The organism is Pseudomonas sp. W3I7, from assembly GCF_030816095.1.
Classification (GTDB): Bacteria; Pseudomonadota; Gammaproteobacteria; order Pseudomonadales; family Pseudomonadaceae; genus Aquipseudomonas; species Aquipseudomonas salomonii.
Genome location: NZ_JAUSXP010000001.1, coordinates 3,599,886 through 3,615,722, shown reverse-complemented (window position 1 = coordinate 3,615,722; position 15,837 = coordinate 3,599,886). Strand labels below are relative to the sequence as shown.

Genomic DNA, 15,837 nt, shown 5'->3' with positions numbered 1-15,837 from the left:
GCCGCCATTACCTCCTAACTTATAACAAGTGAAACCATCTGCCGCTGACGCGCTCCAAAACGTTGCAAATACCCTCTCTTTGCACAGAGCCAACCGATGCAATTTTTATCCAACCCCTATGGCTGTGAAGGCTGGTCCGGTGAAATGGCCCAGCGTATCCGTGCTTTCGATTGGTCCGCCACGGATCTTGGCCCGATTGACACCTGGAGTGCCAGCCTGGCCTGCAACGTGCAAATGATGCTGGCCTCGCCCGTGCCGATGGTGATGCTGTGGGGGCGGGCGGGCTACATGATCTACAACGACAGCTATTCGGTGTTTGCCGGCGGCCGGCATCCGTACTTGCTCGGCACGCCGGTGGAGCTGGGCTGGCCGGAGGTGGCCGAGTTCAATCGCCACGTGGTCGACACCTGCCTGGCGGGCGGCACCTTGACGTTTAACAACAAAGACCTGGTGTTGTTGCGTAATGGCAAGCCGGAAACCGTCTGGCTGGACCTCTATTACAGCCCCGTCGCCGGGGACAATCAGCAGCCGGCCGGGGTGTTGGCGATTGTGGTAGAAACCACCGAGCATGTGCATTCCGAGCGCCTGCGCCAGGAACTCACCCATAACCTGGAGCAACGCGTCGCCGCCGAAGTGCAAGCGCGTTCCGCCGCCGAAGACCAGTTGCGCCAATCCCAGAAGCTTGAAGCCATCGGCGGCCTGACCGGCGGCGTGGCCCATGACTTCAATAACCTGCTGCAAGTGATCGCCGGCAACCTGCACCTGCTGGCCCGCAACGAGCCGGACAACCCCCAGGTGCAGCGTCGGGTCACGGCGGCCATCGCGGCGGTGGAGCGCGGCGCCAAGCTGTCCTCGCAACTGTTGGCGTTTGCGCGTCGCCAGCCGTTGTCGCCGGCGGTGTACAACCCACAACGTATCTACGCCGGTTTAGGCGAACTGCTGCAACGGGCGTTGGGTGAGACCATTCATATCGACGTGCAACTGCCCCAGGATTCCTGGTGCATCAATGTCGACCGCAACCAATTGGAAAACGCGCTGCTCAACCTGGCGATCAATGCCCGTGATGCCATGCAAGGCGAGGGCGTGATTCGCATCAGTGGGGAAAACATCATCCTCAACCCGGGCGATTGCATCGGTAAAAGCATCAAACCCGGTGAATACGTGCGTTTGGCGGTGACCGACACCGGTGTCGGCATGCCCCAGGAGGTGCTCAAGCGTGCGTTCGAGCCGTTCTTCACCACCAAGCGCGAAGGGCACGGCACCGGCCTGGGCTTGAGCATGGTGTTTGGTTTTGTGCGCCAAAGCGGCGGGCATGTGGAGGTGTGGAGCGAGGAGGGCAAAGGCTCGGTGGTGCAGATGTATTTCCCCCACAGCCTGGAACCCGAATGTGGTGAGGTCGACACCGAGCAGGCGACTCACAGCGGCGGCCAGGAAACCATCCTGGTGGTGGAGGACAACGAAGGCGTGCGCCTGACCGTGGTCGAGTTGCTGCAGCAATCGGGCTACACCGTACTGACCGCCGAAGACGGCGACCGGGCCATGCAGGCCCTGCAAAACGACGTGCGCCCGGACCTGATCTTTACTGACGTTGTAATGCCCGGCCGGGTCAAAAGCACCGACCTGGCCGACTGGGCCCGCGTGCAGCACCCGCCGGTGGCGGTGCTGTTCACTTCCGGCCACACCCGCGACATTCTTTCCAGCACGCATTTGCTGAGCCCTGACATTCATCTGCTGAGCAAGCCCTACAGCCCCGAAGCCCTCACGCAACGGGTGCGCAGCGTGCTCACCGCCAGACAAGGTTGCCCATGACGTCACAGCGCGACATCCCCCCGATCACTGCCCAGCGCCCAGGCTTTGTGCGTGTGCGCGGCGCCCGCGAACACAACCTGCGTAACGTCGATGTGGACATTCCCCGGGATGCCCTGGTGGTGTTTACCGGCGTATCGGGTTCGGGCAAATCATCCCTGGCGTTTTCCACGGTGTATGCCGAGGCTCAGCGCCGTTATTTTGAATCGGTGGCGCCCTATGCGCGGCGCCTGATTGACCAGGTCGGCGTGCCCGATGTGGATGCTATCGAAGGCTTGCCACCGGCCGTGGCCCTGCAACAGCAGCGTGGTACGCCGAGTGCGCGCTCGTCGGTGGGCAGCGTCACCACCTTGTCGAGCCTGATCCGCATGCTGTATTCGCGTGCCGGCAGCTATCCGCCGGGGCAGGCGATGCTGTATGCCGAGGACTTTTCACCGAACCTGCCCCAGGGTGCTTGCCCGCACTGCCACGGTTTGGGCCGCGTGTATGAGGTGACCGAGGCGCTGATGGTGCCCGATCCGTCCTTGACCATTCGCCAGCGTGCGGTGGCGTCCTGGCCCTTGGCGTGGCAGGGGCAGAACCTGCGCGACATCCTTGTGACCCTGGGCTATGACGTGGACATTCCGTGGCGCGACCTGCCGAAAAAGCAGCGCGACTGGATTCTGTTTACCGAAGAAACCCCGACCGTGCCGGTTTACGCAGGCTTCACCCCGCAGCAGACTCGCGATGCGCTGAAACGCAAGCTCGAGCCGAGCTACCAGGGCACGTTCAGTGGCGCGCGGCGCTATATCCTGCACACCTTCAGCCACACCCAAAGTGCACTGATGAAAAAGCGCGTGTCGCAGTTCATGCAAGGCAGCGCCTGCCCGGCGTGTGAGGGCAAGCGCTTGAACAAGGCGGCGCTGTCGGTGAAGTTTGCCGGGGTAGACATCGGCGCGCTGTCGCAGCTGTCGCTGGCGCAGTTGGCCGAGCTGCTGCGTCCGGTGGCGGCGGGGCAGGACACGATGAAACTGTCGGTGGAAAAACGCCTGGCGGCCCAGCGTATCGCCCAGGACTTGCTGGAGCGGGTCAGCACCCTCACCGAGCTGGGCCTGGGCTATCTGTCCCTGGAGCGCAGCACGCCCACATTGTCGTCCGGGGAATTGCAGCGCCTGCGCCTGGCCACCCAATTGGGTTCGCAATTGTTCGGCGTGATCTATGTGCTGGACGAGCCCTCGGCGGGCCTGCACCCGGCAGATGGCGAAGCATTGTTTACTGCACTTGAGCGTTTGAAAGCCGCCGGCAATTCGTTGTTTGTGGTGGAACATGACCTGGAAACCATGCGCCGCGCCGACTGGCTGATCGACGTGGGCCCGGCTGCCGGTGAGCACGGCGGGCAAGTGCTGTACAGCGGTCCGCCCGCCGGGTTGGCGGATGTGCAGGCGTCGCAGACGCGCGAGTATTTGTTCGCCGAGCGGCGCGCTTGCAGCACGACGCGACGTGAGCCGTCCGGGTGGCTGAAGCTTGAGGGCGTGACGCGTAATAATCTCAAGGACCTGAGCGTGGAATTCCCGCTGGGTTGCTTTACGGCGGTGACGGGTATTTCCGGTTCGGGCAAATCCAGCCTGGTCAGCCAGGCGCTGTTGGAACTGGTGGGCACGGGCTTGGGCCGCGTGCTGGAACGCGACGAAGAACCGAGCCTTGAAGACGATGCCCCGCAAAGCAGTGGCGGGCGGATCAGCAGCGGTTTGGAACAGATTCGACGTTTGGTGCAGGTGGACCAGAAGCCCATCGGCCGCACGCCGCGCTCCAATCTGGCGACTTACACCGGGTTGTTCGATAACGTGCGCAAATTGTTTGCGGCAACGCCGGCGGCCAGGAAGCGTCATTTCGATGCCGGGCAGTTCTCGTTCAACGTCGCCAAGGGCCGTTGCCCCCATTGCGAGGGGGAAGGGTTTGTCAGTGTCGAGTTGCTGTTTATGCCCAGTGTGTATGCGCCGTGCCCGACGTGTCATGGGGCGCGTTATAACCCTGAGACGTTGGCGATCAAGTGGCAAGGCTTGAACATCGCTCAGGTGCTGGGGTTGACGGTGGAGCAGGCGGTCGAGGTGTTTGCCGAGCAGCCTGGGGTGTTGCGTGCGTTGCAAGTGTTGCGGGATATCGGTTTGGGGTATCTGCGTCTGGGGCAGCCGGCGACCGAGCTGTCCGGCGGTGAGGCGCAGCGGATCAAGTTGGCGACCGAGTTGCAACGTAATGCCAGAGGCGCGACGTTGTATGTGTTGGATGAGCCGACTACGGGTTTGCATCCACGGGATGTGGACCGTTTGCTGAGTCAGCTTAATCATCTGGTGGACGCGGGGCACACGGTGGTTGTGGTGGAGCATGAGATGCGCGTGGTGGCCCAGGGGGATTGGGTGATTGATATTGGGCCGGGGGCTGGGGATTTGGGCGGGAAGGTGGTGGCTCGTGGTTCGCCGCAGAAGGTCGCCAAAAGCAAGGCCAGCCGTACTGCACCGTTTCTGGCGCGGGAGTTGGTGTAAGTTTCAACGCCGATTAATTGTGGGAGCTGGCTTGTCTGCTGTGGCGGTCTTTTGGTGGTGTACATATCCGTTGCTGCGGTAACGGCTGATTATGGTTCCGCTCTTACAGCGGGTCACTTTTGGCAAACGCCCCAAAAGTAACCAAAAGGTCTTCGCCCCACCACTCGGCACCTCGCTCTGGCTCGGTGTGCCCTCACTCCGGCTTGAATCCGTGGGCCGCCGCGATGGGCCATCCCTGGCCCAGCGCGGCTAACCCGGCGTCCTGCCGGGTTACCCACGGATTCAAGCCTGCGTTCGGCCAGCGTGGTTGACGGGGCGCCTCAGATCAAAAGCAAGATCAAAAGCAGAGCACGGCGGCCTGAAAGCCGACCTGAGTGGTTGAAGCAAAAGCCAGATCAAGTGCAAAGCAACAGCCTATCTACCTGATGCAACTCGGTCTAAATGTGGGAGCGGGCTTGCTCGCGAATGCAGTGGGTCAGTCAATTCATCTGTAACTGACCCACCGCATTCGCGAGCAAGCCCGCTCCCACAGTTGACCGCATGTGGTTTTGAAAATGAGGTCGACTGCGGATTTGCATGCACTGAAGAGCTGCTTTTCTGTGGGAGCTGGCTTGCCTGCGATGCAGACACCTCGGTGTGTCAGGTACACCCAGGTGATGCCATCGCAGGCAAGCCAGCTCCCACCTTTGACCGAGTATGGCTCTGCTGTTGCTGTTGCTGTTGCTGTTGCTGTTGCTCTGGCCCTTACATCCTTTTCGATGACGAAGTCAGCGGTCTTTTGATCTGCGCTTTTGATCTTGATCTTGATCTGAAATCGCCCCGTCAAACACGATGGCCGGAATCTGACAGGGATTTGGGGGGTAAACCGGCAGGGATGCCGGTTTAGCCGCCCCGCGCCATGGATGGCGCGTGGCGGCGGCCCCCCAAATCACTGGCGGATTGCGGGCATGCCGAGCCACAGCGAGGCACCGAGTGTTGGGGCGAAGACTTTTTGGTTACTTTTGTGTCTTTACAAAAGTGACCCGCTGTAAGAGCGGAACCATAAGCCGCCGTTACCTAAATAACGGATATGCCCTCTCAACGCCCAGCCAGTCGAATCTGCTCCTTGGCCTGCTTCACCACATTCTCCACCGTAAACCCAAACTTCTCCTGCAACTTGGCCAACGGTGCCGACGCGCCAAAGCTGTTCATTACCACTTTAGCGCCAGTCTGCCCGACATAGCGGTCCCAACCCAGGGGCCCAGCCTGTTCCACCACCACGCGGGCTTTTACCGCTGGCGGCAAGACGCTGTCGCGGTACGCCTGATCCTGGTCTTCAAACAATTCCCAGCTGGGCATCGACACAACTTGAGCAGCAATGCCTTCAGCTTGCAACTGCTCATAAGCCGCCACCGCCAGGCTCACTTCACTGCCCGTCGCCAACAGCAGCACCTGAGGTTTATCAGCGCCCGCCAACACATAAGCGCCTTTGGCCGCCCCAGACGCCGCCGCATATTTTGTGCGATCCAAGGTCGGCAACGCCTGGCGCGACAACACCACGCAGCTCGGCCGATGGGTTTGCGCCAGGGCCACCTTCCACAGTTCCAGCGTTTCGTTGGCATCGCCCGGGCGCAGGGTCAGCAACCCTGGCGTGGCGCGCAGTTGTGTCAGGTGTTCGATGGGCTGGTGCGTCGGGCCGTCTTCACCCACGCCAATCGAGTCATGGGTAAACACAAACACCACCGGCAATTCCATGATTGCCGCCAGGCGAATCGGCGGTTTCATGTAATCGCTGAACACCAGGAAGGTCGAGGTGTACGGCCGCAGGTAGGACAACGCCATGCCGTTGGCAATCGCGCCCATGGCGTGTTCGCGGATGCCGAAGTGCAGGTTGCGCCCGCTGTAGTCATCGGCACTGAAACGCCCGGCGCCGTCGAAGGTGAGGTTGGTCTTGGTCGAGGGCGACAGGTCCGCCGAGCCGCCCAGCAGCCAGGGGATTTGTTGCGCGAAGGCATTCAGCACCTCGCCGCCGGCGGCGCGGCTGGCCACGCCCTTGGCGTCGGTGTCGAAGTGGGGCAATTCGTCCTGCCAGTGCTCCGGCATTTCGCCGGCGCGCATGCGGTTCAATTCATCGGCCAGTTTCGGTTCGTACTGCTCCAGCTGCGCCAAGTGTTGCTGCCAGGTTTCATACAGCGGCTGGCTGCGTTCCAGCAGCGCATCGCGCAGCACCGTGCGGGCGTCGTCGGGCACCAGGAAGCTGGAATCCTGCGGCCAGCCGTAGGCCTCTTTGGTCAGGCGGATTTCTTCGTCGCCCAATGGCTCGCCATGGGCGGCGGCGGTGTTGTGTTTGTGCGGTGAGCCGTAGCCGATCACGCTGTCGACCACAATCAGGGTCGGCGCGCCGGTGTTGGCCTGGAAGGTTTCCAACGCTGCGCTCAGGGCTTGCAGGTCGTTGGCATCGGTGACGTGCAAGGTGTGCCAGCCATAGGCCTGGAAGCGCTTGATCACGTCTTCGCTGAATGCCAGCTCGGTGTGGCCTTCGATGCTGATGGTGTTGTTGTCGTAGATCCAGCACAGGTTATCGAGCTTCAAGTGCCCGGCCATCGACGCCGCTTCGCTGCTGATGCCTTCCATCATGTCGCCATCACCGCACAGGGTGTTGACGTTGTAGTCGAACAGCACCTGGCCGTCGCGGTTAAAGCGCTTGCCCAGCCAGCGCTCGGCCATGGCCATGCCGACGCTGTTGGCGCAGCCCTGGCCCAGCGGGCCGGTGGTGGTTTCCACGCCGGTAGTCATGCGGTACTCGGGGTGGCCGGGGGTTTTGGAGCTCATCTGCCGGAATTGCTTGATGTCGTCCAGGCTGATCGCCGGCTGGCCGGAGCGCTTGCCGTGGGCATCAATCTCAACCACCCCGGCCAGGTGCAGCAGCGAATACAACAGCATCGAGGCGTGCCCCACCGACAACACAAAACGGTCGCGGTTAGGCCAATCCGGGTGTTCGGGGTGGTAACGCAGGAAGCGGCTCCACAGCGTGTAGCCCACCGGTGCCAGGCCCATGGGCGTGCCGGGGTGGCCGGAGTTGGCCTTTTGCACGGCGTCCATGGCCAGGGTACGAATGGTGTTGATGCATTGGGTGTCGACAGCAGTGGCAGCGTGAGTCATGAAACCGTTCTCCCTCGGGTGGCGATCTACAGTGGAGGGCAGGGCACGGCAAAGGTTTGATCCCATCGTGCGCATTACGACGAACGGGGCCGCCTTGACCCAGGACATGACAAGACCCCTTGGAATGGGCTAGTTTCAAGGCGTAGGCCATTGATCAACTTGCGGAGGTATTCCATGCCAGTGAAACACGACCTGTATCAGGATTTGGGTTTGAGCAAGGAAGTTGTTCACGAACGCAGGAAAAGCGATGACCGGTTGAATTCGCTGCTCGAACAATACGACGCCGCCGATAAACAGGTGCTCGCGTTCGAGTCCTCAGGTGGGGCCGACGAGGAATTGGAGAAGTTGAAGAAGAAACGATTGTTGGTCAAAGACATGGTTGTGGAGCAACTTGCTCCTACAACGGGACGGTAATATTTGTTCAGAATTGTCTGAGCGACAGCCGGCGTTTCACTGCTTATGATGCCGGCCGTCCACCCGGCTCTGGGGACTGTCGCGGCGCAAGGATTGCGCTGCTGAGCCGGGCGGGCATCCTATCTCATGCACGCAGCGCCTGGATGCATTCATCCATGGAGCGCTGCTGCGTCTCGGCATACAGCTTCAATTCATCAATCGTCCGACGGCCCAGTGCCTGCTCGAATTGAGCCTGGTTCGAATGGGCTGCGTAGTGACTTTGCGCGGCATCACCCAGGTTCGACTGGAAAATCCCCGCCGCACTCACCGGCAGAAAATCCTCATACACCAAAGGCTCCACCGCCACGTGCCCGGCCGCCATCAAGGCCTCCAACGTTTGCGGCTGACCAGCCTGGCCGCGCGCCGCCAAGCCTTGCTCGGTGACGAAGTAGCGGAAATACGCCAGGCCCTGTTCACGCATCTGCGCGTGGTTATCGGGGAAGGCCTGGAAGTGTTGCGCCATCAATTCGACGTAACGTGCCGCGTTGCCCTCATTCGGGAAGGCGCCCAGTTCGTCGCGCGCCGCGTTCAGCAACCGGTCGTACAGGGCGCGACCCTTTGGCGTCAACGCCACGCCGCGTTGTTCTATTTCGCCGAAACGCGCGCTGTGGCTGCCTTTTGCGTCGGTAAACGCGATGGGCTCGTCGAGCGCCTTGAAGCTGGTCTGACGCAGCAGGATAGGGCACTGGCGACGTGGCGGGCCCTCGATCACGGCTTTGGGCGTGATGCCTTTGCCGGGCATCGCGGCCTGTACCTGGTCGATGTCCAGGGTACGCGGCGTCAGGTGATTAATGTGTGGGCCTTTGAACGCCACCACGTCGGCGATCAGGCGATGCTGGTCGCTCAATTGCTGGTATTGGGCGCCGGTCACGGTGGCGGTGTGGTGCCAGCGAAAGGTTTCCAGAGCCTCGCGGATAAACACTTGGGCATCCGCGGCGTTTAGGCCGCCGTCGCGTTCGGCTTGCTCGATCAGCGCCAAGGCGCCAGGGGTGAAAATCGAGCGTTTGGCCAAGGCGCTTTCGGCAAAGGCGCGCAGCTCGAGGTTTTCGATCAATTCCAGGCGTAGCAGGGACGTAAAGACGCGGAACGGGCTGGCCTGCAGCGCCTGTTCATGCACGGCGCGAAAGGCCGTGGAATGCACCGGCACACCGGCGGGTGTGAGGTCGTAATAGCCCACCGGCTGCATGCCCATCACCGCAAACAAACGGCCGATAGTGGCCAGCTCATGGGCGGTGCCCAGGCGGATGGCGCCGTGGCGCTCCATGGCCAGGCGATCCATTTCACCGGTGCGTTGCAAGTGTTTGGCCAGGCCGGAATCACTCTCCAGCACCCGCGTATTGGTCTCGGCCACCAACTCCATCAGCGCGCCGTAAAGCGGAACTTCATCTCGGTACATGTCGGACATGGCCCTGGAAAAGTCTTTGCGAATCTCGTCGGGGCTGACATACGCGGCGCCTGGCATAGAAAAATTCCTGAACACGGTGGTGAGGGTGCGGCCTTTCTCTGGATTCTGTTGGGCTTTAAGGGGGCTGGCAAACGAAGAATCCTCAGGACTTCATTCTGCAAATGAATGAAATGACGCAAATATGACAAAAATCAGCGCCAGGAAAATTTCATTTTCGCGGCTACTTTCCTAACTAATTCTTCACGAGGCGCGCCCCGGTCCTCATGAAACAATCGTTACGTTTGTAGGGATGAAAACGCCGTTTGCACACAACGCACATAAAAAAATGTTTAGGGGCCGTTACACATGAAAATTTCTACACTGGCGTTATCCATCACCGCAGCGTTGCTCGCGCAACACGCGTGCGCTGATGACTTCGGGCTCGGTTCTCTGGGCACGGGCACAGGTCACAGCGGTTTTCTTGAAGACAGCCATGCGGCTATCAGTTCGCGGACCATGTACTACAGCGCCGACAACCGTTCGGGCACCAACAACGATCTGCGCGAAGCCGCGACCTTGCTGCGCTTTGACTACAAATCCGGTTACACCCAAGGCACCCTTGGCGTCGGTTTCGACGTGATGGCGTTCGGCGCCTTGCGTCTGGACGGTGGCGACGGCCACGCCGCAGGCCCGGGCCTGGCGGGTAACGGCAACAGCTTTTTCCCGACCAAAAACAACGGCACCGAACCCGCCGACAGTTTCGGTCGCGCTGCGGGTAACGTGAAATTCCGCATTTCCCAGACCGAGCTGCACGTCGGTGGCGGTTTGGCCCCGGTGTTGCCTATCCTGGTCTCCAACGACAGCCGTGTGGCGCCGCAGACCTTTGACGGCGGCATCCTGACCTCCAATGACATCCCCAACGTGACCTTCACCGGTGGTGAGCTCAACCGTGCCGAAGGCCGTGCTTCCAGCAACGCCACGGGCTTGAGCGTTGCCGGCGGTACCCGCGACAGCGACAGCTTCAAGTTCGGCGGTGTGGACTACAAACCGTTTGGCTCGTCCGACAACGCCATCGCTAAAAACCTGACGTTGCAGTACTACTATGCCGACCTGCAGGACTTCTACAAACAGAACTACTTCGGCCTGGTTCACGTGCTGCCATTGGGCAACGACCAGTCGTTCAAGACTGACCTGCGTTACTTCGACAGCACCAGCGACGGCAAAAACGGTGACGCCGGCTACCAGTTCAACAACAACGGCGGCTACGCCAAGCACGCCGGCGAAGTGGACAACAAAACCTACAGCGCCGCGTTCACCTACCAGTTGGGCGGCAGCAGCTTGATGCTCGGTCACATCGGTGTGAGCGATGACGGCGGCTTCGTCTGGGTCAACCAGGGCAGCATCGCTGATCCAAACGCACAAGGCGCGGGCGGCAGCGACTTCTACCTGTTCACCGACGCCGTGGTGGGCCAGTTCTCCCGCGCGGGCGAGCAGGTTAATTTTGGCCAGTACTCCTATGACTTCAAGGCCTTTGTACCGGGCTTGAAAGCCTCCGTGGCGTACCTGGACGGCACGGGCATCAAGTCCAAAGTGGCCGGTGGGTCGGACCAGAAAGAAAACGAAACCGACTTCCGCCTCGATTACGTGGTGCAGCAAGGCCCGCTCAAAGGCTTCGGCACCACCTTCCGTACCGGTACCTACAAAGGTCACAACACCGGCACGGCGGACCAGGACCAGACGCGCCTGATCTTCAACTACACCTACGCGATCTTCTAAGCTCGCGCCGCCACACACGGAGGCCGCCTGAACAGCGGCCTCTTTTTTTTGCACGCGCGAACACGACTTCATGTGCATCCGCGCACGGATGGGTTTTACACTGCCCCCACTGTGTCAGTGATGGAGGACCCAATGACGGCCACGCCCGCAACCAACATCCTTGCAACTATTGAAGGCCAGCGCCTGGCCGCCCAAGACGCCGAGCAATGGCGCGAGTGGGGCCCGTATTTAAGTGAACGCCAATGGGGCACAGTGCGCGAAGACTACAGCGCCGATGGCGATGCCTGGGCCTACTTCCCCCACGAACACGCCCGCAGCCGCGCCTACCGTTGGGGCGAGGACGGCCTGGCGGGTTTCAGCGACAAGGCGCAGCGCTGGTGCCTGGGTTTGGCGTTGTGGAACGAGCGTGACAGCATCCTCAAGGAGCGCCTGTTCGGCCTCAACAACGCCGAGGGCAACCACGGCGAAGACGTCAAGGAGCTGTACTTTTTTGTCGACGGCGTGCCCAGCCATGCCTATATGCGCATGCTCTACAAATACCCGCATGCGGCGTTCCCCTATGCCGACCTGCTCGCCGAAAACGCCCGCCGTGGGCTTGAGGATGCCGAGTACGAAGTGCTCGACACCGGCGTATTCGAAGACAACCGCTACTGTGATGTAACGGTCGAATACGCCAAGCATCAGCCCGACGATATTTTCATGCGCGTCACCGTACACAACCGTGCAGACCAGCCGACGCGCGTGCAAGTGCTGCCCCAACTGTGGGCGCGCAATGACTGGAGCTGGACCTTGGACGCGCCCAAGCCGCAGTTGCGCCTGGACGGTGAACGGGTGCTGGCCCGGCATCATGAGCTGACCGACCGCCACCTCAGCGCCTGGGGCCAGGACGGCCTGGAGTGGCTGTTCTGCGAAAACGAAAGCAACTTCCCCAAGCTCGATGGGCAACCGGCGCCGGGGCCGTTCAAGGATGGCATCAACGACTACGTGGTGGGCGGCGCAGACTCGGCAATTCGCCGCGACACGGGCACCAAGGTCGCCGCGCGTTTCAGCCTTGAACTGGCGGGCCAGGAGAGCAAGACCCTGTACCTGCGGTTTGCGCCGGTGGACGCACCCGAGGTCAATGCACGCAAGCTGTTCGAACTGCGCCGCCAAGAGGCGGACGACTTCTACGCCGCCCTGCAGCAAGGCATTGCCGATGCTGACGCGCGCAATGTACAGCGCCAGGCCCTGGCCGGGTTGCTGTGGTCCAAGCAGCTCTACTACTTTGATGTAAACCAGTGGCTCGACGGCGACCCGGCCCAACCCGCGCCGCCGCCCGAGCGCCTGCACATCCGCAATACCCATTGGCGGCACCTGTCGAACTTCGACATTTTGTCCATGCCCGACACCTGGGAATACCCGTGGTACGCCTCCTGGGACCAGGGCTTTCAGGCCGTGGCGATGGCGCTGATTGATCCGGGGTATGCCAAGCAACAGTTGTTATTGCTGGTTAAAGATCGCTTTATGCACCCCAATGGCCAGCTGCCGGCGTATGAATGGCGTTTCGACGACGCCAACCCGCCGGTACACGCCTGGGCCAGTTGGCGCGTGTATCAGCAGGACAAGGCGCTGACCGGCGTGGGCGACATGGACTTTCTCGAGCGGATTTTCCACAAGCTGCTGCTGAATTTTTCCTGGTGGGTCAACCGCAAGGACGCCGAGGGCCGCAACCTGTTCCAGGGCGGTTTTCTGGGCCTGGACAACATCGCCTTGTTCGACCGCTCGGCCACCTTGCCGCCCGGCTACCAGCTGGATCAGGCCGACGGCACCGCGTGGGTCGCGGCGTATGCCCTGGACCTGATGCGCATCGGCCTGGAGCTGGCCAAGCGCAATGGGGTGTACGTGGATATCGCGGTGAAGTTCTTTGAGCACTTCCTGTACATCGCCGGTGCGATCAACCGCGTCGACGACAGCGCCGAGGGCTTGTGGGATGAGCAGGACCAGTTCTTCTACGATGTGCTGCACCGCCCGGACGGCCAGAACGAGCCGGTGCGCCTGCGCTCCATCGTCGGCCTGATGCCATTGTTTGCCGTGTTGGTGCTGGAGCAGCGCGAGCACGAAGGGCTGCAAGGCTTGCGTGAACGCCTGCTGGGGTTTATGAAACACCGGCCGGACCTGGCCAAGCTGGTGTCGCGCTGGAACGAACCGGGGCAGGGCAACCGCCTGTTGCTCGCCTTGCTGCGCGGCGAGCGCACCAAAGACCTGCTGCGGCGCATGCTCGATGACCAGGAGTTTTTGTCGACGTTTGGCGTGCGCTCGTTATCCAAGGCCTTTGCCGAACAGCCGCTGGCGCTGAAGATGAACGGCGACACCCTGTGCGCGCGCTACCAGCCCGGCGAGTCCGACTCACGTTTGTACGGCGGCAACTCCAATTGGCGCGGGCCGTTGTGGATGCCGGTGAACTACATGCTGATCGAATCGCTGCGCGAGTTTCACCGCTACTACGCGGATAATTTCTCGGTGGAGTACCCCACGGGCAGCGGTTATCTGGCGTCCCTTGAGGAAGTGGCCGACAGCCTCAGCCAACGCCTCACGCGCTTGTTTCTACGCGATGAAAATGGCCTGCGCCCGTCGATGGCAGGCTATGCGCAATTGGAAGCGGACCCGGCCAGTCGCGATCTGGTGTTGTTCCATGAGTATTTTCATGGCGAAACCGGGCGTGGCCTGGGGGCGTCGCATCAGACCGGGTGGAGTGCGTTGGTGGCGTTGTTGCTGCAGCCGAAAAGCTAAGCCGCACCACTGCTCTGCTTTTCTGTGGGAGCTGGCTTGCCTGCGATGGTGTCGGCACTGCCTGCATCAATGTTGTCGGGTCCACCGCTATCGCAGCATGGGTATCTACACAATGTTAACGGGTTGACCAGGGGGGGCGGTCGGGCGCGGGGGGCATATCCGTTGCTGCGGTAACGGCGGCTTATGGTTCCGCTCTTACAGCGGGTCACTTTTGCAAGGACGCAAAAGTAACCAAAAGGTCCTCGCCCCAACACTCGGTGCCTCGCTATGGCTCGGCATGCCCGCAATCCGCCAGTGATTTGGGGGGCCGCCGCCACGCGCCATCCATGGCGCGGGGCGGCTAAACCGGCATCCCTGCCGGTTTACCCCCCCAAATCCCTGTCAGATTCCGGCCATCGTGTTTGACGGGGCGATTTCAGATCAAGATCAAGATCAAAAGCGCAGATCAAAAGACCGCTGACTTCGTCATCGAAAAGGATGTAAGGGCCAGAGCAACAGCAACAGCAACAGCAACAGCAACAGCAACAGCAACAGCAACAGCAGAGCCATACTCGGTCAACTGTGGGAGCTGGCTTGCCTGCGATGGCCTCAACTTGTTGTACCTGACACACCGAGGTGCCTGCATCGCAGGCAAGCCAGCTCCCACAGAAAAGCAGCTCTTCAGTGCATGCAAATCCACAGCCGACCTCATATTCAAAACTGCATGCGGTCAACTGTGGGAGCGGGCTTGCTCGCGAATGCGGTGGATCAGTCAATCCATCTGTCACTGACCCACCGCATTCGCGAGCAAGCCCGCTCCCACATTTAGACTGTGTTGCATCAGGTAGATAGGCTGTTGCTTTGCACTTGATCTGGCTTTTGCTTCAACCACTCAGGTCGGCTACTAGGCCGCCGTGCTCTGCTTTTGATCTTGCTTTTGATCTGAGGCGCCCCGTCAACCACGCTGGCCGAACGCAGGCTTGAATCCGTGGGTAACCCGGCAGGACGCCGGGTTAGCCGCGCTGGGCCAAGGATGGCCCATCGCGGCGGCCCACGGATTCAAGCCGGAGTGAGGGCACACCGAGCATTAGCGAGGTGCCGAGTGGTGGGGCACAGACCTTTTGGTTACTTTTGGGGCGTTTGCCAAAAGTGACCCGCTGTAAGAGCGGAACCATAAGCCGCCGTGACCTAAATAACGGATATGTACACCGAAACACCGCCACAGCAGGCAAGCCAGCTCCCACATTAAAACTGCATTGCTTGCGAAATGGCAGGCAAAAAATCCCGCCACCAAAAGGCTTGATTCAGGTAGATTCGCCGGCCTTACCTTTACAAGGATGTAGATCATGGCAACCCCCGCCATCGTTTCAAGCCCTGCCAACCTGCTGGGCGCATTGCTGGTCAGCGCCGGTGCGTTGCTCGCCTGCCTGCCTGTTGGCAGCGCCGGTGCGCAGGAGCTGAGGGCTATGTGCCTGGCATGCGATGTCGGCTTTGCGACCGATGCGACTAAATGGGTCAAGAACGGCATGTACCGTCTTGACGCAGTGACGCTGACGGATGATGAAAAGGAGATGGGTGCAGAAGCTGACGAGAAACGCACAATGACCCGGATCAAACCTTTGGTTCTGGGCATTGATGAAAATGATGCGTTGGTTCAGGCAAGCATAGACGCAATCGATGCCATGGGTAATTCCGGACGCGATAGCACTGTGTTGGAGCAGCAGTGGCCCGACCTCACTCGTCGTGCGCGGTACGCGTACAGTCTTTTTATGGCTGAAGATCAACCCGTGGACTTCTATAAAGTCTATGTGCGGGTAGGTCGCAATCAATACAGGGTGACGGTTGGTCGGGACGTGGAGAGCGGCGAATTCAAGATGAGACCGGGCCATTGGCGGTTCCTCAATGAATACGGCAACCCGGGTTCGCCAGAAGAAGTGGCGCAGTTTAAAAAAGTCGAAGCCGCTGCTGGGCGTTGATAACGAGGCTTGGGCCAGAAATGAAAAATCCCGC

Annotated in this window: 8 protein-coding genes; 6 read left to right on the top strand and 2 right to left on the bottom strand. The window is 60.8% G+C overall.

All coding sequences use genetic code 11. From position 1 onward, the window contains the following. Positions 1-96 precede the first annotated feature (96 nt). Together QF043_RS16555 and uvrA are read left to right on the top strand one after the other, a co-directional pair. Positions 97-1,809 carry an ATP-binding protein gene (locus tag QF043_RS16555; protein ID WP_307419386.1) on the top strand — a complete coding sequence of 571 codons (1,713 nt, stop codon included), beginning with the start codon at positions 97-99 and terminating at the stop codon, positions 1,807-1,809. Further along, the gene (uvrA, locus tag QF043_RS16550; protein WP_307419385.1) at positions 1,806-4,325 is read left to right on the top strand and encodes an excinuclease ABC subunit UvrA; all 2,520 of its coding nucleotides are present in this window, start codon (positions 1,806-1,808) and stop codon (positions 4,323-4,325) included. The genes QF043_RS16555 and uvrA overlap by 4 nt, the downstream gene beginning before the upstream one ends. Before the next feature lie 1,077 nt (positions 4,326-5,402). On the opposite strand, the gene tkt is transcribed toward uvrA, so the two are convergent. Beyond that, positions 5,403-7,466, bottom strand: a complete 2,064-nt coding sequence (gene tkt / locus QF043_RS16545; protein WP_307419384.1) for a transketolase — start codon at positions 7,464-7,466, stop codon at positions 5,403-5,405. 174 nt (positions 7,467-7,640) lie between these two features. On the opposite strand from tkt, the gene QF043_RS16540 reads away from it, so the two are divergent. Next, a complete protein-coding gene (locus tag QF043_RS16540; protein ID WP_307419383.1) occupies positions 7,641-7,880 on the top strand; it encodes a DUF465 domain-containing protein in 240 nt (79 codons plus the stop codon). Positions 7,881-8,004: 124 nt separating this feature from the next. On the opposite strand, the gene QF043_RS16535 is transcribed toward QF043_RS16540, so the two are convergent. Beyond that, a complete protein-coding gene (locus QF043_RS16535; protein WP_307419381.1) occupies positions 8,005-9,381 on the bottom strand; it encodes a VOC family protein in 1,377 nt (458 codons plus the stop codon). Positions 9,382-9,669: 288 nt separating this feature from the next. On the opposite strand from QF043_RS16535, the gene QF043_RS16530 reads away from it, so the two are divergent. The 3 genes from QF043_RS16530 (at position 9,670) to QF043_RS16520 (ending at position 15,803) form a co-directional block, all read left to right on the top strand. Beyond that, the gene (locus QF043_RS16530; RefSeq protein ID WP_307419380.1) at positions 9,670-11,079 is read left to right on the top strand and encodes an OprD family outer membrane porin; all 1,410 of its coding nucleotides are present in this window, start codon (positions 9,670-9,672) and stop codon (positions 11,077-11,079) included. A 132-nt stretch (positions 11,080-11,211) separates the two neighbouring features. After that, a complete protein-coding gene (locus QF043_RS16525) occupies positions 11,212-13,848 on the top strand; it encodes a glucosidase (RefSeq protein WP_307419379.1) in 2,637 nt (878 codons plus the stop codon). A gap of 1,325 nt (positions 13,849-15,173) precedes the next feature. Continuing rightward, positions 15,174-15,803, top strand: a complete 630-nt coding sequence (locus QF043_RS16520; RefSeq protein ID WP_307419378.1) for a hypothetical protein — start codon at positions 15,174-15,176, stop codon at positions 15,801-15,803. Positions 15,804-15,837: the final 34 nt, after the last annotated feature.

What these genes read in the sequence shown, in the direction of transcription:
- tkt (WP_307419384.1), bottom strand. Translation starts at nt 7,466, where the DNA reads ATGACTCACGCTGCCACTGCTGTCGACACCCAATGCATCAACACCATT.
- QF043_RS16530 (WP_307419380.1), top strand. Translation starts at nt 9,670, where the DNA reads ATGAAAATTTCTACACTGGCGTTATCCATCACCGCAGCGTTGCTCGCG.
- QF043_RS16535 (WP_307419381.1), bottom strand. Translation starts at nt 9,381, where the DNA reads ATGCCAGGCGCCGCGTATGTCAGCCCCGACGAGATTCGCAAAGACTTT.
- QF043_RS16540 (WP_307419383.1), top strand. Translation starts at nt 7,641, where the DNA reads ATGCCAGTGAAACACGACCTGTATCAGGATTTGGGTTTGAGCAAGGAA.
- QF043_RS16520 (WP_307419378.1), top strand. Translation starts at nt 15,174, where the DNA reads ATGGCAACCCCCGCCATCGTTTCAAGCCCTGCCAACCTGCTGGGCGCA.
- uvrA (WP_307419385.1), top strand. Translation starts at nt 1,806, where the DNA reads ATGACGTCACAGCGCGACATCCCCCCGATCACTGCCCAGCGCCCAGGC.
- QF043_RS16525 (WP_307419379.1), top strand. Translation starts at nt 11,212, where the DNA reads ATGACGGCCACGCCCGCAACCAACATCCTTGCAACTATTGAAGGCCAG.
- QF043_RS16555 (WP_307419386.1), top strand. Translation starts at nt 97, where the DNA reads ATGCAATTTTTATCCAACCCCTATGGCTGTGAAGGCTGGTCCGGTGAA.